The sequence below is a fragment of the Brevibacterium paucivorans genome (genome assembly GCF_016907735.1).
In the GTDB taxonomy this organism is placed as follows: domain Bacteria; phylum Actinomycetota; class Actinomycetes; order Actinomycetales; family Brevibacteriaceae; genus Brevibacterium; species Brevibacterium paucivorans.
The window spans coordinates 1-20,572 of record NZ_JAFBCP010000001.1 but is presented as its reverse complement, the minus strand read 5'-3'; the positions used below and the strand labels follow the sequence as shown (position 1 = coordinate 20,572).

General features: G+C 58.5%; 18 protein-coding genes and 1 tRNA gene. 9 read left to right on the top strand and 10 right to left on the bottom strand.

What is annotated here, in order from left to right; genetic code table 11:
- Nucleotides 1-133: 133 nt before the first annotated feature.
- The 7 genes from JOE56_RS00095 to JOE56_RS00065 all read left to right on the top strand — a co-directional run bounded on the left by JOE56_RS00095 (nt 134) and on the right by JOE56_RS00065 (nt 6,752).
- Entirely contained in the window at nt 134-1,327 is a 1,194-nt protein-coding gene (locus JOE56_RS00095) for a PucR family transcriptional regulator (protein ID WP_204514298.1), read from the top strand.
- Nucleotides 1,328-1,428: 101 nt separating this feature from the next.
- The gene (locus tag JOE56_RS00090) at nt 1,429-2,343 is read left to right on the top strand and encodes an ACP S-malonyltransferase (protein WP_204514297.1); all 915 of its coding nucleotides are present in this window, start codon (nt 1,429-1,431) and stop codon (nt 2,341-2,343) included.
- Nucleotides 2,344-2,363: 20 nt separating this feature from the next.
- Nucleotides 2,364-3,365 carry a beta-ketoacyl-ACP synthase III gene (locus tag JOE56_RS00085; RefSeq protein ID WP_102237984.1) on the top strand — a complete coding sequence of 334 codons (1,002 nt, stop codon included), beginning with the start codon at nt 2,364-2,366 and terminating at the stop codon, nt 3,363-3,365.
- Nucleotides 3,366-3,527: 162 nt separating this feature from the next.
- The gene (locus tag JOE56_RS00080) at nt 3,528-3,779 is read left to right on the top strand and encodes an acyl carrier protein (RefSeq protein WP_005884889.1); all 252 of its coding nucleotides are present in this window, start codon (nt 3,528-3,530) and stop codon (nt 3,777-3,779) included.
- A 70-nt stretch (nt 3,780-3,849) separates the two neighbouring features.
- Nucleotides 3,850-5,091: a beta-ketoacyl-[acyl-carrier-protein] synthase family protein gene (locus JOE56_RS00075; RefSeq protein WP_204514296.1), complete on the top strand. Its 1,242-nt coding sequence runs from the start codon at nt 3,850-3,852 to the stop codon at nt 5,089-5,091.
- Nucleotides 5,092-5,347: 256 nt separating this feature from the next.
- Nucleotides 5,348-5,962: a hypothetical protein gene (locus JOE56_RS00070; protein WP_204514295.1), complete on the top strand. Its 615-nt coding sequence runs from the start codon at nt 5,348-5,350 to the stop codon at nt 5,960-5,962.
- Between the two features lie 319 nt (nt 5,963-6,281).
- Nucleotides 6,282-6,752 carry a hypothetical protein gene (locus JOE56_RS00065; protein WP_204514294.1) on the top strand — a complete coding sequence of 157 codons (471 nt, stop codon included), beginning with the start codon at nt 6,282-6,284 and terminating at the stop codon, nt 6,750-6,752.
- Nucleotides 6,753-6,758: 6 nt separating this feature from the next.
- Here JOE56_RS00065 and JOE56_RS00060 read toward each other — a convergent pair whose 3' ends face one another.
- The 7 genes from JOE56_RS00060 to JOE56_RS00030 form a co-directional block, all read right to left on the bottom strand.
- Nucleotides 6,759-7,667, bottom strand: a complete 909-nt coding sequence (locus tag JOE56_RS00060; protein ID WP_204514293.1) for a LysR substrate-binding domain-containing protein — start codon at nt 7,665-7,667, stop codon at nt 6,759-6,761.
- Nucleotides 7,668-7,739: 72 nt separating this feature from the next.
- Entirely contained in the window at nt 7,740-9,314 is a 1,575-nt protein-coding gene (ahpF, locus tag JOE56_RS00055) for an alkyl hydroperoxide reductase subunit F (protein WP_204514292.1), read from the bottom strand.
- A 56-nt stretch (nt 9,315-9,370) separates the two neighbouring features.
- Nucleotides 9,371-9,934, bottom strand: coding sequence for an alkyl hydroperoxide reductase subunit C (ahpC, locus tag JOE56_RS00050; protein WP_102237990.1), 564 nt, complete (start codon nt 9,932-9,934; stop codon nt 9,371-9,373).
- A gap of 185 nt (nt 9,935-10,119) precedes the next feature.
- A tRNA-Leu gene (locus JOE56_RS00045) sits at nt 10,120-10,207 on the bottom strand.
- A gap of 88 nt (nt 10,208-10,295) precedes the next feature.
- Nucleotides 10,296-11,123: a MaoC family dehydratase gene (locus JOE56_RS00040; protein ID WP_204514291.1), complete on the bottom strand. Its 828-nt coding sequence runs from the start codon at nt 11,121-11,123 to the stop codon at nt 10,296-10,298.
- Nucleotides 11,123-12,475, bottom strand: coding sequence for a 3-oxoacyl-ACP reductase (locus JOE56_RS00035; protein ID WP_204514290.1), 1,353 nt, complete (start codon nt 12,473-12,475; stop codon nt 11,123-11,125). The genes JOE56_RS00040 and JOE56_RS00035 overlap by 1 nt, the downstream gene beginning before the upstream one ends.
- A 9-nt stretch (nt 12,476-12,484) precedes the next feature.
- On the bottom strand, nt 12,485-13,765 hold the full coding sequence (locus JOE56_RS00030) for an acetyl-CoA C-acetyltransferase (protein WP_204514289.1): 1,281 nt from the start codon (nt 13,763-13,765) through the stop codon (nt 12,485-12,487).
- A 60-nt stretch (nt 13,766-13,825) separates the two neighbouring features.
- On the opposite strand from JOE56_RS00030, the gene JOE56_RS00025 reads away from it, so the two are divergent.
- Together JOE56_RS00025 and JOE56_RS00020 are read left to right on the top strand one after the other, a co-directional pair.
- Nucleotides 13,826-14,425, top strand: coding sequence for a TetR/AcrR family transcriptional regulator (locus tag JOE56_RS00025; RefSeq protein WP_239530295.1), 600 nt, complete (start codon nt 13,826-13,828; stop codon nt 14,423-14,425).
- A complete protein-coding gene (locus JOE56_RS00020; RefSeq protein WP_204514288.1) occupies nt 14,422-16,458 on the top strand; it encodes an acyl-CoA dehydrogenase family protein in 2,037 nt (678 codons plus the stop codon). The genes JOE56_RS00025 and JOE56_RS00020 overlap by 4 nt, the downstream gene beginning before the upstream one ends.
- A 22-nt stretch (nt 16,459-16,480) precedes the next feature.
- On the opposite strand, the gene metX is transcribed toward JOE56_RS00020, so the two are convergent.
- The 3 genes from metX to JOE56_RS00005 form a co-directional block, all read right to left on the bottom strand.
- On the bottom strand, nt 16,481-17,548 hold the full coding sequence (gene metX / locus JOE56_RS00015) for a homoserine O-acetyltransferase MetX (RefSeq protein ID WP_204514287.1): 1,068 nt from the start codon (nt 17,546-17,548) through the stop codon (nt 16,481-16,483).
- The gene (locus JOE56_RS00010) at nt 17,529-18,833 is read right to left on the bottom strand and encodes an O-acetylhomoserine aminocarboxypropyltransferase/cysteine synthase family protein (RefSeq protein ID WP_204514286.1); all 1,305 of its coding nucleotides are present in this window, start codon (nt 18,831-18,833) and stop codon (nt 17,529-17,531) included. The genes metX and JOE56_RS00010 overlap by 20 nt, the downstream gene beginning before the upstream one ends.
- Before the next feature lie 105 nt (nt 18,834-18,938).
- On the bottom strand, nt 18,939-20,572 hold a 1,634-nt coding region (locus tag JOE56_RS00005), incomplete at its 5' end, for a helix-hairpin-helix domain-containing protein (RefSeq protein ID WP_239530293.1).

Below are 20,572 nucleotides of genomic sequence, written 5' to 3'. Positions count from 1 at the left end.
CAGTCTCCCACCCCACCCGGGTGCCACCCAGCGTGGCACCCCCGCCGAGGTCGCAGCGACAGTCGCTGCGACCTCGGCGTTTTCTTGTCCCTGACCTACAAACGTTTTGTGCAAAAGCATGTAGCATGAGCTCATGCTCTCGACTTCTCCCAAGTCCGGAAACCTCAGCGCTGATCGTTCCGGACGCGACGACACAATTTTGCGACTCCAGAAGGGTAAAGACGCCCTCACTCGGTTGACCGCAGGCCGGATCGAAGCCCAACTACCGTGGTTCCGTAGGCTTTCACCCTCTGAACGCAAATGGGTTGTTCATTTGTCGCATGCGGGTATTACGTCGTTCATTGAGTGGTATCGCAACCCCGATGCGCCGGTTGGGATTGTTTCGGAGATCTTCCACAACGCGCCACGCGAACTCATGCGCACCATCTCACTGCAGCAGACCCTGCAGTTGTTGCGCGTCGTAGTTGAGGTCGTGGAGGAGCACGTAGCCCAGTTGGGTAACTCTACTGATGTGGAGAGCCTGCGAGAAGGTGTTCTGGTTTTCTCGCGCGAAATCGCCTTTGCGGCCGCCGATGTATATGCCCGTGCCGCCGAGGCGCGCGGAAGTTGGGATGTTCGCCTCGAGGCCATGGTGATTGACGCGCTCATGCGGGGTGACTCGGTCGACGAGTTGGCGAGCCGAACGGCAGCGTATGGGTGGCGGTCGAAGGCTGCCGTGCATGTAATCATTGGTCGCGCGTCCGCTCGCACGTTCAAGGGTGGCCTCAGCGAGGTGCGGTCTGCTGCCCAGCGCGCGGGTGAAGACGCGCTGGTGGGGATTCACGACAATCGTTTGCTGATTGTCCTGGGTGGTGCCACTGATATTGACCGTGCAGTGGGTCAGTTGTTGCAGTACTTTGGGCCACAAGAAGTGGTGATCGGGCCGCGGGTAGCGTCGTTGGCCGAGGCGGGAGCCAGTGCCGCTGCGGCGTCCTGGGCGCTGCGGACGGCGTACGCGCGTCCTAACTCTCCGCGTCCGGTTTTCGCGTCGGATCTGTTGCCAGAACGTGCCATGGCAGGCGATCAGACTGCCGTGAATGAACTGGTGAGGACGTTCTATGAGCCACTGTCGATGGGGAGCGGCCAATTGCTCACTACGGCGGAGAACTACGTAGACTTTGGCGGTTCACTTGAGGCGACCGCGAAGGCGTTAGAGGTTCACCCAAATACAGTCCGGTACCGCCTTCGCAAGATTCAGGAACTGATTGGTCTCGATGCAACCCAGGCGCGCGCCGGTTTTGTTCTGCGAATTGCTTTGGTGTTTGGCAGACTGACAGAGGGCATGTAATTGTTGATTGCTCACAAAATCACAGTGGTGAAGCGATAACTCGTTAAGCTGTCACACGGTACTTTGTCCGCACATGAGACGCTGTCTCGAATGGGAGAATAATGCTCGTCGTTGCATGTCCAGGCCAAGGGGCACAGAAGCCCGGCTTTCTAAACTCGTTCCTCGAGTCGCCTAGTTTCCGGGAGACAATCGAAGCCGCTGGCCACGCATGTGGAATTGATTTGGTGGAACACGGCACGCAGTCCGATGAAGAAACAATTAAGGACACCGCCGTTGCACAGCCACTTCTGGTCGCTTCTGCAATTGCGACGTTTAATGAGTTGTTCGCAGACGACTCACTCCCCCAGTTTGTCGCCGGTCACTCGGTAGGTGAGATCGGCGCCGCTGTAGTCGCTGGAATTCTCAGCGCTGAGGACGGCATGAAGTTTGTCAACGTGCGCGCCCAGGGCATGGCTGAAGCGTCGAACGCCCAGCCAACCGGCATGGCCGCTGTCGTGGGTGGTGTCGCAGAAGATGTCATCAGCGCGATCGAGGAGGCTGGACTAGCCCCAGCGAACGTCAACGGTGGCGGTCAGATTGTTGCCGCTGGAAGCCTGGAAGCGATTGAGAAGTTCGTCGCGAACCCACCTGAGCGCGCCCGAGTCATTCCTCTGAAGGTGGCCGGCGCGTTCCACACGGATTACATGAAGTCAGCACAGGCACCGCTGGCTGATATGGCGACTGGTCTTGAGGTACAGGACCCACGTATTTCGATTCTGTCGAACCGTGACGGTCAAACCGTCCAGTCCGGTCGCGAATACGTTGACGCTTTGGTATCCCAGGTGACCAGTCCTGTGCGCTGGGATCTGTGCCAGGCTACGCTGGTTGAGGCTGGGGTGACGGGCCTGATTGAGCTAGCTCCCGGTGGCACGTTGACCGGGCTCGCTAAGCGCTCCATGAAGGGTGTCGAAACTCTGGCGATTAAATCTGCTGAAGATCTTGAAGGTGCCCGCGAATTCGTGCGGACACACGCGTAACCCATACGAAAGGACACGCGATGGTCACACTAAAAACTCCACAGCCGCAGCGCTTTTCGCGCATTTCTGGTTTGGGCGGGTACAGGTCGGAACGCACGGTCACGAACGACGAGATCGTAGGCCCCATCAACTCTTCTGACGAGTGGATTCAGCAACGCACAGGTATCAAGACACGCCACTATGCAAGCGAAGATGTCAGCGTCGTCGACATGGCTGAACACGCTGCGATCGAAGCGATCGCAAATGCAGGCCTCAAGCCGGCCGATATCGGCGCGATTGTCGTCTCAACCGTGACGTTCACGGTCGCTACCCCGTCCGCAGCGGCTGAACTTACCCGCCGTTTGGGAACCGGACCGGTGCCGGCATGGGACATTTCGGCGGCGTGCGCAGGGTACTGCTACGGAATTGCTCAGGCTGACGCATTTGTACGCGCGGGCACGGCTGACAACGTCCTGGTGATCGGCGCTGAAAAGCTCTCAGACATCATTGACCCCACCGACCGATCCATTTCGTTCATTTTGGGTGACGGTGCTGGAGCGGTCGTGGTCAGTGCCTCAGACACTCCGGGTATTTCGGAGTCGGTGTGGGGTTCCAAGGGTGAGAATTGGGACACGATCCGTATGACGTCGTCCTTCTTGGACATGAAGAAGGATTCGTCGACTCCGTGGCCCACGTTGCGTCAGGATGGCCCCAGCGTGTTCCGCTGGGCAGTGTGGGATATGGCCGAGGTCGCTCAAGAAGCGCTCGACCGCGCCGGTATCGAGGCTTCAGATTTGGGCGCGTTTGTCCCCCACCAGGCCAACATGCGCATCATTGACGAACTCGCTAAGCAGCTGAAACTCCCGGAGCACGTCAAGATCGGACGGGACATTGCCGACAACGGAAACACCTCCTCGGCATCCATTCCCCTTGCCACCGAACGTCTGTTGCGCGAACACCCGGAACTGTCCGGCAAGCTGGCACTTCAGATCGGTTTTGGAGCCGGACTGGTGTTTGGCGCGCAGGTGATTGTGCTTCCGTGATTCGACACGGGGAACGGAATTGCAACCATGACAGTGTTGCTGTGGCATAGGATTCACTACGGGACACTCGTCGATACTCGTTCCATTCGCAACGAACGTTGCGGTTAATCGAATACAGCGCTCAAGACTTATGAGCGTAGATGAGAAAGATAGGAATAAGAAATGGCTAACTCGGAACAGGAAGTCCTCGCTGGACTCGCTGAGATCATTAACGAAGAAACTGGTTTGGCTCCCGACGCGGTAGAACCAAGCAAGTCCTTCACCGACGACCTCGACATCGACTCGATCTCCATGATGACGATCGTTGTGAACGCTGAAAAGAAGTTCGGCGTGAAGATTCCGGACGATGACGTTAAAGAACTCGTTACCGTTCAGAACGCTGTTGACTACATTGTGAAGGCTCAGCAGGCCTAATGCTTATGCGGGGTAGCCCGGCTACGACGGCGCTACCCCGCTTTTCATCATTTATCGACGAGGACTCTTCATGACTAACTCTGTTGTCGTCACCGGAATTGGTGCCGTCACTCCCCTAGGCGCGACCGCCCAGGAAACCTGGGACGCAGCCTTGGCAGGGACATCGGGCGCAAAGACCCTTGACAACGACTGGGCCGAACAATACGGCATTCCGGTCAACTTCGCGGCCACCGTCAATTCTGACGTGGTTGCCGAGAAACTGTCTCGCGTCGAAGCCAAGCGCCTTGATCCTGCCAGCCAGCTTGCCTTGATTGCCGCCCGTGAGGCGTGGGCTGACGCCCAGGACCCCGAGGTGGACCCTGAACGTCTTGCCGTGTCATGGGCCACGGGAATTGGTGGCGTGTGGACGCTGCTCAACGCGTGGGACACGTTGCGTGAAGAAGGTTCACGCCGTGTCATGCCGCTGACCGTTCCCATGTTGATGCCCAATGGCCCAGCTGCTGCGCTGGGTATGGAATTTAAGGCGCGTGCCGGCGTACAGACCTTGGTGTCGGCGTGCGCATCGTCGACTGAATCGTTGGGTCACGCAGTTGATTTGATTCGTGATGGTCATGCAGATGTGATCATTGCGGGTGGTGCTGAATCTGCGGTACACCCAATTACGTTGTCGGCGTTTTCGTCCATGCGTGCGCTGTCGAAGCGCAACGACTCCCCCGAAACTGCTTCACGTCCGTACGATGTGAACCGCGATGGCTTTGTCATGGGTGAAGGTTCTGGCGCGTTGGTGCTTGAAAGCCGGGAACGTGCGGAAGCGCGCGGTGCGCGGATTTACGCCGAGGTGGCAGGCTGGGGTCTGTCGAACGACGCCTACCACATCACCGCTGGTGAACCCGAGGGCGCGGGATCGATCCGTGCCATGCATGCAGCTCTGGAAAGCGCAGGTGCCACCCCGGACCAGGTGAAGCACATCAACGCTCACGCGACTTCGACGCCGGTTGGTGACGTGCCTGAGTCGGTTGCGATTAACAAGCTTCTGGGAGAGCACGCGTCTGACGCGCTGGTGTCCGCGACGAAGTCGATGACTGGGCACCTGCTTGGAGGAGCGGGAGCCGTTGAGTCGATCTTTGCGACTTTGGCAGTACACCATCGCGTGGCACCTCCAACCATCAACATTGAAGAAGTTGACCCGGAGATCAGCTTGAACATTGTGCGTGACACACCCGCTGACCTTCCTCAGGATGACTTTGTGGCGTTGTCGAACTCGTTTGGGTTTGGTGGGCACAACGCGGTTGTCGCATTTAAGACGGTGTGATTTTCACCGTGTGATGACACGTTGCTGTAGCTGACCCTTTGTGGTTTTGGCTTTGCTGTGTGGCTTAGGGGCTTCCGTTGCTTAGGTGACGGGAGCCCCTAGTTGCATGCCAGAAGTGAGCGTTGGTGTGGGCGTGCAAGCGGGTGGGTGGTTCGCCGAGTTATCCACAGTTTTGGCTGGGACTCTTCCGGTTTGGTGCTGGCCGCAATAGACTGGAAGGCAATCTTGGAACCGGTCGCACAAAGGAGTGCACACCATGACCGCATATGTTCACCGACGATTGCTGGCCCTCTGCGCTGTGGGCGCGTTGGTCCTGACCGGGTGTTCGCATGAGTTACCGCAAACAGAGGCAGCGCCACGGCCCAGTGAACATGAGCAGTCCCCCGCACCCACCTCGGAACCTATCCCCAAGTTCGAGGTCCCCGAATACACAACAGACCTGGACCTCACCGCAGAAGAAATGCTCGCAGCAGAAGAAGCGCTGATTGGTCTGCAGCGGTACATCTTCGTGTCAGAGCAGGTCATGAAGTCCGGAGGCGAAGACACGCTGCACATCGACAGTGTTTCGGTGGGCGAGGCCAAGGAAGGACTTGAAGAAACAGCGAACGAGTTCAAATCAGGCGACTACGAATTTACCGGGAATATTGTCGCAAAAAACTTCTACCTGTATGAGCTCAACACTGATAACAACCAAGCGCCTACTTCTTCAATAAGTGCTTGTCTACCTGGTGACTCATGGGGCATAGAAAACTCTTCAGAGGAATCAGGTTCGTCGGGTTACACAAATGAAATTGAATGGATTTGGGAATTGAGCCTCGACGGAAATGTTTGGAAAGTCTCAAGCCAAAACCTGAACTACGATCACTGCTGATGTCATGCGCACTAGCCTTCTTCTAACAATTTTTGTCATAGTCCAGCTACTTTCGGCCCCATCAGTTACAGCAGTCGCAAACACAGACAAATGTAGGTGGATCAATGGAAAGTTGATTGGCTGCACATTTTCCAAGACGCCTCGGCAGGACAATCGTTCTAGAAAAGGAAACACTACACCGACCAACGATCGTTCAAGGTCAAACCCAGGTCCTGAAAAGCAATGCTTTAATACAAATGAGGCAATTCAATGTGTGGAGTTACATCTTCCGAACAAAGGCCGTGAGGAACTGCCGCCGCCTCCACCGTCGCCGTCATTTATGGAAACGCAGTTCAAGAAGTATTCGATCCCGCCGTCGGTGATTAATTCCTTACCCGGTGATTCGTGGGGTATCGCGCAACGTAAAACAGCGTTCTGGGCTGATTCGTCGACCAAGTACATTAACGACACGATCTTGGGTTACTCGATCACTGTGAAAGCCATCCCACGCAAGTACCATTGGGACTTTGGCGACGGCAACACCCTGCACACGTCTCATCCGGGTAACAAACCGTCGGACATTAACAAGGCACGCATTTACAACGTGTACACAGAACCCGGGAATGTCACGGTGAAACTGTCAACCACGTACACGGGCATGTACAAAATCGGAAACAGCGCGTGGATGACCATCCCCGGTAGCACCGACATTCCATCGCAGGACGCCGATCTACGCATCTATCGGTTCCACAAATATCTCGTCAACAAATCGTGCAAGGAAGACCCCACCGGTCCGGATTGCACACAATGAATCCATTTACAACAGCGTGACGATGTCAGCAACTGAGCTACGAACGACCTCGGCGAGCTGGGGGAAAACCTCCCTATATACGCTTCCGGAACGCCACGCTAACACCACGTCACGGTGAGGCGCCGGATCCGAAAACTCCTTCAACGTCAACCCGGGATTAGGTGTCACCGGCGGCGTCACCGCCAGGCGAGGCATCAACGTGCACCCTGCCCCAGAGATCACCATGTGCCGAAACGTCTCAAGGCTCGTCGCACGGTAGTTCACCTGTTCGGAAGCCTTGCTGGTCTTGCACACCTGCAGAGCCTGATCGCGTAGACAGTGCCCCTCGGACAGCAACAGAAGCTCTTCGCCTTCCAGGTCACTCACCGACAAGGGGCCGTCATTCGACATGTGCGGATCGTGGGCTGGGCCAGCAAACAGGAAGTCTTCACGGAAGAGCGGTAGCACATCAATCCCCGAACGCACGACCGGCGTTCCCACGATGATCGCGTCAAGCTCCCCCGCATCCAGCATGTGTTCCAGGGTCTGGGTCTTTTCCTCGACGACGAGCACGCTCAATGACGGAAGAGCACTCTTCAAGGCTGGCATCGCGTGCGGAAGTAGGTACGGGTTCAACGTTGGGAAACAGCCCACACGAATCTCGCCTGCACGCGGGTCGGACGCGTGTCGGGCGATGCTCCGCATCTCGGCAACCTGCTCAACGATCTTACGCGCACGGGCGACAACTTCGTTCCCAACGCGCGTCAGCTGTACGTTGCGACCACTGCGCTCAATCAGCGGAGTGCCCAACTCATCTTCAAGCTTCTTCAGCTGGGTCGACAACGTGGGCTGGCTCACCTCACACGACTGAGCTGCCTGCCCGAAATGGCGAAACTCGTCCAGCGCTATCAAGTACTCAAAATCACGCAGATTCATACAACACCCCAAACGTTAGACGGGGTCCAATCTGACGTCCGCCAAACTGAACCCCGCGCTACTCATTCCGTCTTACTCCTGGGGAGCTGACTGCCTGATGAGGTAGTCGAACGCTGCCAGCGCAGCGGTCGCTCCCGCGCCAAGCGACGTCACGATCTGCTTATAAGGCGCTGTGGTCGCGTCACCTGCGGCGAAGATACCCGGTACCGAGGTGGCACCGTTGGCTTGGATTTCGATCTCGCCACGACCGTTCATGTCGACGGCACCCTTGACCCATTCGGTGTTGGGCAGCAGACCGATCTGCACGAAGATTCCGTTGACGTCCAGCTCGTGCAGTTCACCCGTCTTGCGGTCCTCGTACTGCAGGCCGGTGACGTTCTTCCCGTCACCCAGGACTTCCTTCGACGCAGCAGACAAGATGATGTCTACGTTGTCCATAGACTTGAGCTTGCGCTGCAGCACCTCGTCGGCCTTGAGTTCGTCCATAAACTCCATGACCGTCACGTGACCGACGATTCCAGCCAGGTCGATCGCAGCCTCAATACCTGAGTTACCGCCACCGACAACGGCAATGTTCTTGCCCTTGAAGAACGGTCCGTCGCAGTGTGGACAGAACGTGACACCCTTGTTGCGGTACTCGTGGTCGCCAGGCACACCCAGCTCACGCCAACGCGCACCCGTAGCCACAACCACCGTCTTCGACTTCAGTTCGCTACCACCGGTGAGAACAGCCGTGTGTAGATCCCCTTCCGTCTCAGCCGGGACGAGCTTTTCAGCCTGGATTGGGCGGATCACGTCGATGTCGTACTGGTCCATGTGCTCAGCAAACTGTGCTGCCAGCTTTGGACCTTCCGTGTACGGGTAGGAGATGAAGTTCTCAATACCGACGGTGTCCAGGATCTGACCGCCGATCCGGTCGGCGACCATTCCAGTGCGCAGACCCTTACGTGCCGCATAGATGGACGCTGCAACAGCAGCTGATCCACCACCGACAACCAGAACGTCAAATGGGTCCTTGTCCTTGACCGATTCAGCAAGACGTTCAGCAGCCGAGTCATCCAGGCGGTCTACGAAGTCTGCAATGTCCATGCGACCCGATCCCCACTCTTCACCGTTGAGGTAGATGGTGGGCACAGCCTGAATGTTCTTTTCGCTGACTTCGTCTTGGAAGGTCGAGCCTTCAACGGCGACGTGCTGAATACGCGGGTTGAGAACGGCCATCGTGTTGAGCGCCTGCACAACAGTAGGGCAGTTTTGGCATGTCAAGGACATGTACGTGACAAACTTCAGGTCTTTGTCCAAGCCCTTAACTGCTGCAATGGTTTCGTCAGATTCTTTGACGGGGTTACCGCCAACCTGTGCCAACGCCAAAACCAGTGAACTGAACTCGTGTCCCAGTGGCAGACCCGCAAAGCGGATTGAGATGTCTGCACCTGGGCGTTCGATCGCAAACGACGGGCGACGTTCGTCATAGTCGTCGCGTCGTTCGTGCGTTACGCGATCCGACAGTTCTGCGATCTCGTCGAGCAGTTCAGCCATCTCGGCCGACTTCTTACTGTCGTCAAGCGACGACGCAAGAACAACGTCCTCCGTGACCTTCTGGGTCAGGATCGTTTGAAGCTGGTCTTTCAAATTGGCGTCAAGCACGGCTGGCTCCCTCTTTCACTAAACCTGAAAATGTATGTGTCGTTGATGTGGGCAGATTAGATCTTGCCAACGAGGTCAATGCCAGGAACCAGAGTTTCCTGCTCTTCTTCCCACTTAGCTGGGCACACTTCGCCTGGGTGGTTGCGCACGTACTGGGCAGCCTTCACCTTGCGGAGCAGTTCGGTTGCGTTACGTCCCACACCTTCAGGAGTGATCTCCAGGTACTGGATGATGCCGTCTGGGTCGATGAGGAAGGTTCCGCGGTCAGCAAGGCCCTGTCCTTCGCGCATGTTTTCGAAGTTACGGGTGATTTGACCTGATGGGTCACCGATCATTGCGTACTGAATCTTGCCGATCGTTTCGGACGATTCGTGCCATGCCTTGTGGACGAAGTGGGTGTCAGTGGAGACGGAGTAGATGTCGACACCGAGCTTCTGGAACTCGTCGTAGTTGTCAGCCATGTCACCCAGTTCAGTTGGGCACACGAACGTGAAGTCGGCTGGGTAGAAGAAGAAGATCGACCACTTGCCTTCGAGGTCCTTCTCGCTGAGGTCGACGAAGTCACCGTTGTGGAATGCGGTTGCCTGGAACGGAAGAATCTGAGTGTTAAGAACGGACATACTATTCTCCTTTGGCTGTATGAGATGTCGCCGGAGCTCCGGCGTTACCTCAACCATAGAATAGCCACCATCAATTATCAAGTTATGTGTCGATAGTTTCTGACTATATAGCCGCTAGCAACCACACCCCCTCGTGAATACAAAAATTCGGGGCCCCACCTCAGTGGGACCCCGAAAAAATTTTGTGCGCGGAGGGGGACTTGAACCCCCACGCCCGATAAATTGGGCACTAGCACCTCAAGCTAGCGCGTCTACCTATTCCGCCACCCGCGCGGGCAACGAAAGATACTGTACACGGTTCACGCGCTGTTATACAACTCGACGCCAACACGTCATCAATGAAGTGCGCCACACACCCGTATCAGACCTCGCGAACCAGGCTCACCAGGTGGGGAGCACCATCCTTTGGCCTGACGACGCCCACCCGGACGCCATCGGTTCGGTCGACCAGAATTTCTGCTCGGCCGGGCAGCAAAATCGGTTTAGCGAACTGCACATCCCACACAAACGCCTCGGCAACCACGCTCGACTGCGCAAACGCCCTACTGGCCGTGTACATGCCGTGCGCAATCGCCCGGGGGAACCCAAATGCCCGGGCCGCCAGGCTGTTGAGGTGAATAACGTTGTAGTCACCTGACACGCGCGCGTACCGCTCCCCCAGCCCCGCTGGGAACTTCCATGTGGCGACCGCGCTGCCGTCAGGCAGATCCAGGCGACGGGCAGGCGCAGGTTCATCCGCCTCGGGAAGCTTGGTCTTCTTCGCAAAGTACGTAGACACGTCCTCAAACACCGTCTCACCGTCGACTGTCCCGTGAACGATCACGTCCAGTTCGCTTCCGGCGTCCCGCGCCCGAGGTCGGCTCACCGAAATCTGCAGCGTCACCTCGGCACCCATGGGCACTTTGGCGTGTTGCGTGAACCGGTTGTACACGTGCACCATCCCCAGAACCGGCACTGGGAAATCTGGCGCGGTCATGAGCTCCAGGCTGGGACCAAAGCCCAACGTGTGCAGGTATGGCGCGGGCACGTTGTTGTTCACCGGCAACCCGGTGACGGTGTTGAACTGCGCCACGGCGTCAGGGTCGATGGTCACTGTGCGCGTCAGCGTCCGTGTTGGTACCGGACCCGGCGCAGGTTTCTTGATCGCACCTAGAACAGCACGACCGTAAACGTTGAGTGTCGATCCCATTACGCACCCACCATGTTCTGTCCACACACGCGAAGCGTCTGCCCGTTCACGCCGGTTGCGGCAGGTGAGGACAAGAACGCGATCGCCTCGGCGACGTCCTCCGGCAGACCGCCTTGCTGCAGACTGGAGAGTCGGCGCGCTACCTGCCGAGTCAGGGCCGGCATCTTGGCGGTCATGTCGGTCTCGATGAACCCGGGTGCCACGGCGTTAATCGAGCCGCCCAGCTTGGCAAAGTTGTCTTGGGAGGCCGCGACCATTCCGATCACGCCGGCTTTCGACGCCGCGTAGTTGGTCTGTCCGCGGTTTCCAGCAATGCCCGAGGTGGACGCCAGGGAAACGACGTGCGGCTGGCTTCCCCACGCCCCAAGTTCAGTAAGTTTTTCGTTCATCCGCAGTTGCGATTCAATGTTCACCGCGATCACTGAGTTCCACCGGCCTGCGTCCATGTTGGCGAGCAGCTTGTCCCGTGTAATTCCCGCGTTGTGAATGAGGATGTCAATGGGCTTCCCAACTGCCTGCGCAATTTTGGTGGCCGCATCCTCAGCTGTGATGTCGAGGTGAATCGCCTTCCCGGCAACCGCGTTCATGGTTGCAGCAAGCGCTTGACCAGCCTGAGGCACATCAACGCCGTAGACATAGGCACCGTCGCGGTGCAGTGTCCGCGCAATGGCTGCACCGATTCCCCGCGCAGCACCGGTGACTACCGCGATCTTGCCTGCGAGCGGTCCGTTGTCGCGCACGCCATCGAATTCACTCGCCGTCACAGCCTGGCCCCGGTCATCGCTCACGGTAAGCAACTGACCGGACACATACGCCGACTTGGCAGACAGGAAGAACCACAGCGCACCGGTCACCGAGGCCGCGTTCACGTCCACGCCGGCGTCCAGCACAATTCCGTTCGCTGTGCCGCCGTAGCGCATTTCGTGGGCTACTGAACGCACGATTCCGGTCACACCATTACGTGCGGCATCAATCGACGGTTTCTCCCCTTCAGGCGCTCGCGACACAATCACAACGCGCGCACAGCGGGCAGTCTGTTTAAGTGCCGGGGAAATCTGCAGAACCGTCTCGCCGAGGTCGTCCGGGCTCTGCGCGTCGATGAAGCTTGCGATGATGCCCTGGTACTTAAAGCTGGGGTCCGGTGAACGGTGCACCGCGAATCCGTTTTCGACCAGCAGTTCCGCAAGCGCGTCGGCACCGGAGTCACCGAGCACCAAAACAGGGTCCTTGGTGAACCCGGATCCACCGGCCACGTTGAACCGGCGCAACGGAACCGGCTGTGGCAGTCCCAGCTTCTTTACCACTGGCGCCAATGCGCCGTTTGCAAGATTGAGGTACGTGTCTTTAGCCATGTGCAACTCCTAGTCAGCTTCCACGATTGCAGCAACACCCTGACCACCTGCAGCACAGATGGAGATGAGGGCACGCTTCTGGCCAGTTTCTTTCAGGTGCTTCGCCGTTTGGGCAACGATGCGCCCGCCGGTTGCGGCGAATGGGTGACCGGCTGCCAGAGAGGAACCGTTAGGGTTGAGCTTGGCGCGGTCAACAGCACCAAGAGGTGCATCCAGCCCCAGTTTCTGCGTACAGAACTCCTCGCTTTCCCATGCCGCCAGGTGGCACAACACGGTGGAGGCGAAAGCTTCGTGAATTTCAAACACATCAATGTCGTCAAACGTCAGCCCGTTGCGTGCAAGCAGGCGTGGCACCGCGTATGCCGGAGCCATGAGCAGTCCTTCTTCGCCTTCAACGAAGTCCACGGCCGCCGCCTCGGCATCCACGAGGTACGCAAGTGGCTCAATACCCAGTTCCGCCGCGAACTCTTCGCTTCCCAACAGCACGGTCGACGCACCGTCGGTGAGTGGCGTGGAGTTTCCCGCGGTCATCGTGGCTTCGGCTTCCAGGTTGCGACCGAACACTGGGTTGAGCTTTGCCAGGCTTTCCATGGTGGAGTCCGCGCGCAGGTTGGTGTCGCGCGTGACGCCCAGGTATGGGGTCACGAGGTCGTCGAAGAATCCGCGGTCCCACGCGGCAGCCATGTTGGTGTGCGATGCCAGCGCCAACTCGTCTTGTGCCTGGCGTGTAATCCCCCAGTGTGCTGTTGTGCGCGCTTGGTGTTCACCCATGCTTAAGCCCGTGCGTGCTTCAGCCGTGCTTGGGGCTACTGGAGCCAGGTCCTGTGGCCGGATCCGGGCGATCGCCTGGAGCTTCTGCGGGATCGTGCGTGCGCGCGACAGCGCAAGGAGGTTTTCGCGCAGTCCGTCGCTGACAACAATGGGCGCGTCCGAGGTGGTGTCGGCTCCCCCTGCGATCCCCGACTCGATCTGTCCCAAGCGGATCTTCTGCGAAATGCTCACGCAGGCTTCCAGACCGGTCGCACAGGCTTGACCTAAATCAAATGCCGGAGTCGTGGGGCTCAGTGCCGAGCCCAAAACAGATTCACGTGTGAGGTTGATGTCTTTTGAGTGTTTCAAAACCGCACCGCCGGCGACTTCACCGAGGCGTTTACCTGCGAGTCCGAAGCGTGCGACCAGCCCGTCGAGAGCGCTGGTGAGCATGTCTTGATTCGAAGCGTGAGCGTACTGTTTGTTGGAACGGGCAAAGGGAATTCGGTTTCCACCGAGGATCGCTGCGCGACGGTTCACGTTACCTCCTAGAAGCGCTTAAATTATCTGTAACTGACAGTACTTGATACTGTCAGTTACATGAAATCAGTCACACAAGACGGACGTGCTCTGCGGTGGGATGCACACCGTAAAGAGCGTCGCCGTGAGTTGCTTCGTATGGTTCGCCACTCGGTTGCCGATCTGGGACCGGACGCCTCGATGGACCAGATCTGCGAAGCCACGGGCACGTCAAAAACCGTCTTGTACAGGTACTTTGGTGACCGCGCTGGTCTCGTCGACGACATGGGACAGTGGGCCATGAAGGTCATCACTCAACAGCTCGACCGAGCCGCAACGCCCGACATGAGTCCGCGTGAAGCTCTCACGCACATGATCGCGGCATTTGTTGATCTCGCTTCAAGCAGGCCCCATGTCTACCGCTTCTGCGACCGTGGAGTCACCCACCAAACGGGGCAACAAACGTTTTTTGATGCAATCGCTCAACTGCTGTGCGCACGAATGAACTTCACTCAGCCAGAGCAGTACATGTGGGCACGAGGTGCGCTGGGCTTTGTGCGCGCGTGTACTGACGAATGGCTCACCAAACCTACCGACCCTCACACCTTTGCAACTCACCTGAGTACGTGGCTGTGGGAAAGCGCCCCAGCCACCGACAACGTTGAAGGAAAAAACTCATGAACACGAAAGCTCCACTGACCGTCGACGTTGAGTTTCTGCGCCGATTCCTCGAAGGCGATCGCGCCTCTGTGCGCGAAAAGGGCCGCGAGTTCGCCGCCCACCCGGCCTTGCGGCTCAAACCCGAATGGAATCTCGAACGCAAACGCCAGGCGACGCTTGAAGGTACTGTCGCGCTTGCTAACGCCGGCTTCACCAAGTTGGCAATGCCGGAGCACATGGGCGGACCGGAGGACTACGCCGCATACGTCGCTGGGTTCGAAGAGCTTGTGCTGGCAGAACCCAGCATACAAATTAAGGCTGGCGTGCAATACGGGCTTTTCAGCGGAGCTATTCACCACCTCGGCAACAAAGACCAACACGAACGGTGGCTCAAAGACGCCCTTGAAGGCAAACTGTTGGGCAGCTTTGCGATGACCGAAATTGGTCACGGTTCCGACGTTGCGAACGTGGACACGACCGCCACCTACGACCCCAAACAACAAGAGTTCGTCATTCACACGCCGCACCGGCAGGCGGTGAAAGAGTACATCGGGAATGCAGCCACGCACGCGCAGGCAGCTGTTGTTTTCGCCCGGCTCATCACGTGTGGAATTGACTACGGGGTTCACGCGTTCTTTGTTCCCGTGCGCTCTGAGGAGGGACGGCCCCTGCCGGGTGTCACGATTGAGGACGATGGGCACAAGGGTGGGCTCTTAGGTGTCGACAACGGGCGGTTCGGCTTCGACCACGTGAGGATCCCCCTCGACCACCTGCTAGACCGCTACGGTCACGTGGCCGAAGATGGCGAATATTCTTCGCCGATCCACTCCCCCGGCAAGCGCTTTTTCACCATGCTGGGAACGCTCGTCATGGGGCGTGTGTCACTTGACGGGGCATCCACAGTGGCATCCAAACTGGCCCTCGACATCGCTTTGCGATACGCGGTGGAACGCACACAGTTCGAAGGCGGGGTTCCCGGCCAAAGCGTGCGCCTTATTGACTACGGTGAACACCAGCGCCGGCTCATACCTCTGGTTGCAAAAGCATGGGCCAACTCCGTCGCTCACGAAAGTCTGCTGGACACTTTTGACGAGGTGTTCCGTAGTGAAAATCCTCCGGAAGCCACCCGGCAATTGCTAGAAAGTCAGGCAGCGGGCTTCAAGGCCGTGTCCACGTGGGACGCGTTGGACACGATTCAGGAGTGCCGGGAAGCCTGCGGTGGGGCCGGTTTCATGTGGGACAACCGCCTAGTGGGACTGCGCCACGACTTAGACGTGTACGTCACCTTTGAGGGTGACAACACGGTGCTTCTCCAGCTTGTGGGTAAGCGGCTGTTGCAGGACTACTCGCGCGAACTCAAAGACATCGACTTTGGTGGCGCAGCCCGGTACCTGTCTCACCAAGCTGCTGAGCACTCGCTCTACAGAACGGGTCTTGCAAGTGTGGGGCGCACGATTGGCGACCTGTTCACGCCTGCCCTTACTTCAAAACGCATCAGGTCCGGGCACCTTCAGGAAGCGTTGCTTTCCAGCCGAGTCGACTCGATGCTGTCTGATCTTGCTCAGAAGCTACGCCCTGCAACCAAGATGGATCGCCAGGCTGCTGCGGATCTTTTCAACACCCACCAGCATCAGCTTATCGAGACGGCAGAAGCGTATATTCATCTTCTCAAGTGGCAGGCGCTCACGGCTCGACTGCGCGACATCGACATCTCGGCGCACCCGGACGAAGCGAAACTGCTGCGTCGCATTCGTGACCTCTACGGTCTCACCATCATTCACGAACACATTGGCTGGCACGTTATGTATGGACGCTTGCCCATGGCTCGCGCTCGTCTGGTTGAGCCCACCATTGGGCGACTGTGTCGCAAGCTAGCCCTGAATGCACCTGACCTGGCAGAGATGTTCGGCTTCACCGGTGAACACCGTCGTACCCAGATTTCTGAAGGGCAGGAAGAAGCCCGCCAGAATGAGGCCCGGGCGTATGTGCGTCAAGCACGTTCCCGCACCGATTACCCGATTGACGAAAAAATCATTCGGGCAAAGCGGTCATAGAGCAGTCATAGAGCCGCGCCCGCTATTGCAGAACCGTTCGGAGGATCTGGCTCACCTTCGCGGATTCCGTGAGGAATCCGTCGTGGCCGGCGTCCGTTTCAACTTCTGTGTACGAGCGCGCCCCGGCAAGCTCTGCGAGCTCTTTGACCTGGGCGGGCGGATAGAGCCGGTCAGAGGACAGTGACACCACATGGAGACCGGGCACGTTCAGCTGGGAACGACCTCGGCGCACATCATGGTCCCTTAACGCGCGGGTGAGCACGCAGTACGACTGGGCGTCGAACCTGCCAACCAACTTTCCGGCCTGGTAATCCAAGTAGCTTTGCACCTGGTAGTAGCCGGGCATGGCGGGTTGGTGTTCGCGCCCGAACCGGCCGTCGAGCTCATCGCCGCTACGGTATGTCAGATGTGCGATCTGGCGAGCCAAACCCAGACCGTACAGTGGCTTCACGCTGTGGTGGGCGTAGTTGCCACCGTGATAGTCGGGATCCAGTTGGATCGCCTGCAACTGCGTGTGTGCCCACGCGATGTTGTCAGCAGACGAATACGCCGGGGCGGCCAACACCACCGTCTGTTGGACTCGATGGGGCTGGGTGGCTGCGAACTCGGTGGCTCGGGCGCCTCCCAAGGATCCGCCCACCACTGCGTTGAACTGTTCGATACCCAACGCATCGGCAACCAGAGCTTCGGCTCGCACCATGTCGCGGATACTCACTTGCGGGAACGAAGCGCCTAATTCCTTGTCGTCGACAGATGTGCTGGGCCCGGTGGATCCATTGCATCCACCGAGCACATTGGTACACACGGCAAAGAACTCTCGCGTGTCGATCGCCTTGCCCGGTCCCACAACGTCATCCCACCAACCAGGAACGCCAGATGCCCCGGAGGTGACGTGTGAGTCACCGGTGAGCGCATGCTCGATGAGGATCGCGTTGGTGGCTTCAGCGTTGAGCGTGCCGAACGTTTCGAACGCGATGTGGGCATCGGGGATCACGTCACCGTTTTCAGTTTCGAAATCCCCGATGCGACACGTCCGCACGGTACCGTCGACCCCGTGTGTGAGCGGGCTCTTAACCGCGTGCGGCCGCAAAGCCCTTCTCCAAGTCCGCAATGATGTCGTCCACACCTTCAAGTCCTACACTCAAGCGGACCAGTGCTGGGTTCACACCCGACTTCGCTTGTGCTTCTTTACTCAGCTGAGAGTGCGTGGTGGATGCTGGGTGGATGACCAAGGAACGGGCGTCACCAATGTTTGCGACGTGCGAGTGCAGTTCCAGTGCATCGACAAATTTCACAGCGGCGTCGTAACCGCCTGCGATGTCGAAAGACAGCACGGCTCCGGCTCCCTTGGGCAGAAGCTGCTTAACCAGTGCGTTGTACGGGCTGGATTCCAGTCCTGCGTAGTTGACGTGTGTAACCTGGTCGTGGTTTTCCAGGAACGTCGCTACCTTCTGCGCGTTTTCAACGTGGCGTTCGACTCGCAGGCTCAAGGTTTCCAGTCCCTGTGCGATCAGAAACGCATTGAACGGCGATGCCGATGGTCCCAAGTCGCGAAGAAGTTGCACGCGGATCTTAATTCCGTAGGACACGTTGGCACCGAAGTCGCTGTCTGGTCCCAGGTCGCGAGCGTAGACCAGTCCGTTATAGGACGCGTCTGGTTCGTTGAAGCCAGGGAACTTCTCAGGGTCTGTGCTGTAGTCAAAGTTTCCCGAGTCGACGATGACACCTGCGATCGAGGTGCCGTGGCCGCCCAGGAACTTGGTTGCTGAGTGCAGGACTACGTCCGCGCCGTGTTCGATGGGACGCAGCAGGTATGGCGTTGCCAGCGTGTTGTCGACGATAAGCGGAACGCCCGCGTCGTGGGCGGCTTTGCTGAGCTCAGGAAGGTTGAGGACGGAGGACTGTGGGTTCGTCAGGGTTTCACCAAAGAACGCTTTGGTGTTGGGCTGCACGGCGGCTTTCCACTCGTCGATGTTGCCTGGGTTTTCCACAAAGGTGGTTTCGACGCCCAGTTTGCGCAGGGTTATGTCGAGGAGGTTGTAGGTTCCTCCGTACAGTGAAGGGCTTGCGACGATGTGGTCGCCAGCACCTGCGATGTTGACGATTGCGAGGAACGCAGCTGCTTGCCCCGATGAGGTCAAAACAGCGCCCACTCCCCCTTCAAGGGCCGCAATGCGTTCTTCAACTGCTTGCACTGTGGGGTTGGCGAGACGCGTGTAGACGGGCCCTAGGTCTTTGAGCGCGAAACGGTCGGCTGCCAGCTGGGCGTCGTCGAATACGAAGGACGTGGTCTGGTAGATAGGTAGTGCACGTGAACCGGTGTCGCTGTCTGGAGTCTGCCCTTCGTGGATCTGGAGGGTTTCAAAGGCGGTCATGATTGGCTCCTAACGTTGTTGGTTGCATGCAACGCTAAACGGGCGCCGAGGTTGTTCCGCCTGTGCGTGTCAAAGACGTGTCACGTGGTGTCTTATTTGGTCATATCACCGGAAATTGCGCGCTGACGTTGGGATTTGTACGTCGAGTGCGGTGATTTTTTGGGCGTAGAGGCTCACGACTTCACCTGCCCGTTGCACGGTTCCTGTCACGGTAACGGTGGAGCGGGTGTAGGACACGGGTGCGAAACGTTTCATGAGTCCCGGTGAGCACACGACGTTGAGCATTCCGAATTCGTCTTCGATGTTAAAAAACGTCACACCGGTTGTGGTTTTGGGGCGTTGCCGGTGCGTCACGATCCCGGCGACCGTGATCCGGGCTCCGGACTGCGCGTTCATGACGTCTCGCGTCGAAGCTAGACCACGCGCGTTCAGGGCCGCGCGCAAGTGTTCGGTTGGGTACCCGTCTACGGTGATTCCGGTGGAAAAGAGTTCGGCAAGTGTGGTGTCGAATTCGGTCATGAGGGGAAGCGCGGGGGCTTCCATGACCGCCGAGGTGCCCGGCAGTGTGTCTGGCCCGGCACCTGCCAGCGAGCCGGCTATCCAGAGCGCTTGCCTGCGGTCAACGCCGAAACTTTCATATGCACCTGCCGTGGCGAGGGACTCCAGGGCGTCGGAGGGAATTCCCGTCCGGCATGCGAGTTCTTCAATCGAGGCATACGGACGGGTGCGGTGCGTAACCACCTGGGTTGCCACCTCGGCGCTGATCCCCTTGACCGAGGTGAGCCCCAACCGGATGGCGAACCCACCCACGGACTGGGGGTCGGGTTCGAGGTCCGCGTCTGCGTGGGAAAGGTTGATGTCGACGCCGCGGATGTTCACGCCGTGCCGTCGCGCATCGGTGATGAGCGATTGGGGCGAGTAGAACCCCATGGGTTGGCTGCGCAGAAGTGCCGCGGTGAACGCCGCGTGGTGCCGGTATTTGAACCACGCGGACTCGTACACCAGGTTCGCAAAGCTCAGGGCGTGGGACTCGGGGAATCCGTAGTCGGCGAAGGCGGCGATCTTGCCAAAAATTTCACGTGCCACAGCGGGTTCGACTCCGCGGGCGGCACACCCTCGGTGGAAGCGATCCTCAAGTGCTGCCATGGTGCGGGCAGACCGGCGCGCACCCATGGCACGCCTGAGTTCGTCAGCGTCTGCGCCGGAGAACCCTGCGACGTCGATCGCGATCTGCATGAGCTGTTCTTGAAACAGTGGCACGCCCAGGGTTTTGCCTAAGGAGTTCTCCAACGCCGGGTGGGCGTAGGTGACCGGTTCGACGCCTTGCCGGCGTCGCAGGTACGGGTGGACAGATTCTCCTTGGATGGGCCCGGGGCGGATCAGGGCGATTTCGACTACGAGGTCGTAGAAGTTGCGTGGTCGCATGCGTGGCAAGGTCGACAGCTGGGCACGTGATTCGACTTGGAACACGCCCACGGCGTCGGCTCGGCACAGCATGTCGTACACGCCGTCCTCTTGAGGGATGTTCCCGCGGTCGACCGCGTGCCCGGTGTGCTTTTCGACCAGTTCGTTCATGTGGCGGAGCGCTTCCAGCATGCCCAGCCCCAGAAGGTCGAACTTCACCAGGTTCATGGCAGCTGAGTCGTCTTTGTCCCACTGGATGACGGTGCGACCTTCCATGGCGGCTGGCTCAATGGGCACGAGGTCGTAGATGGGTCGGTCGGCAAGGATCATGCCCC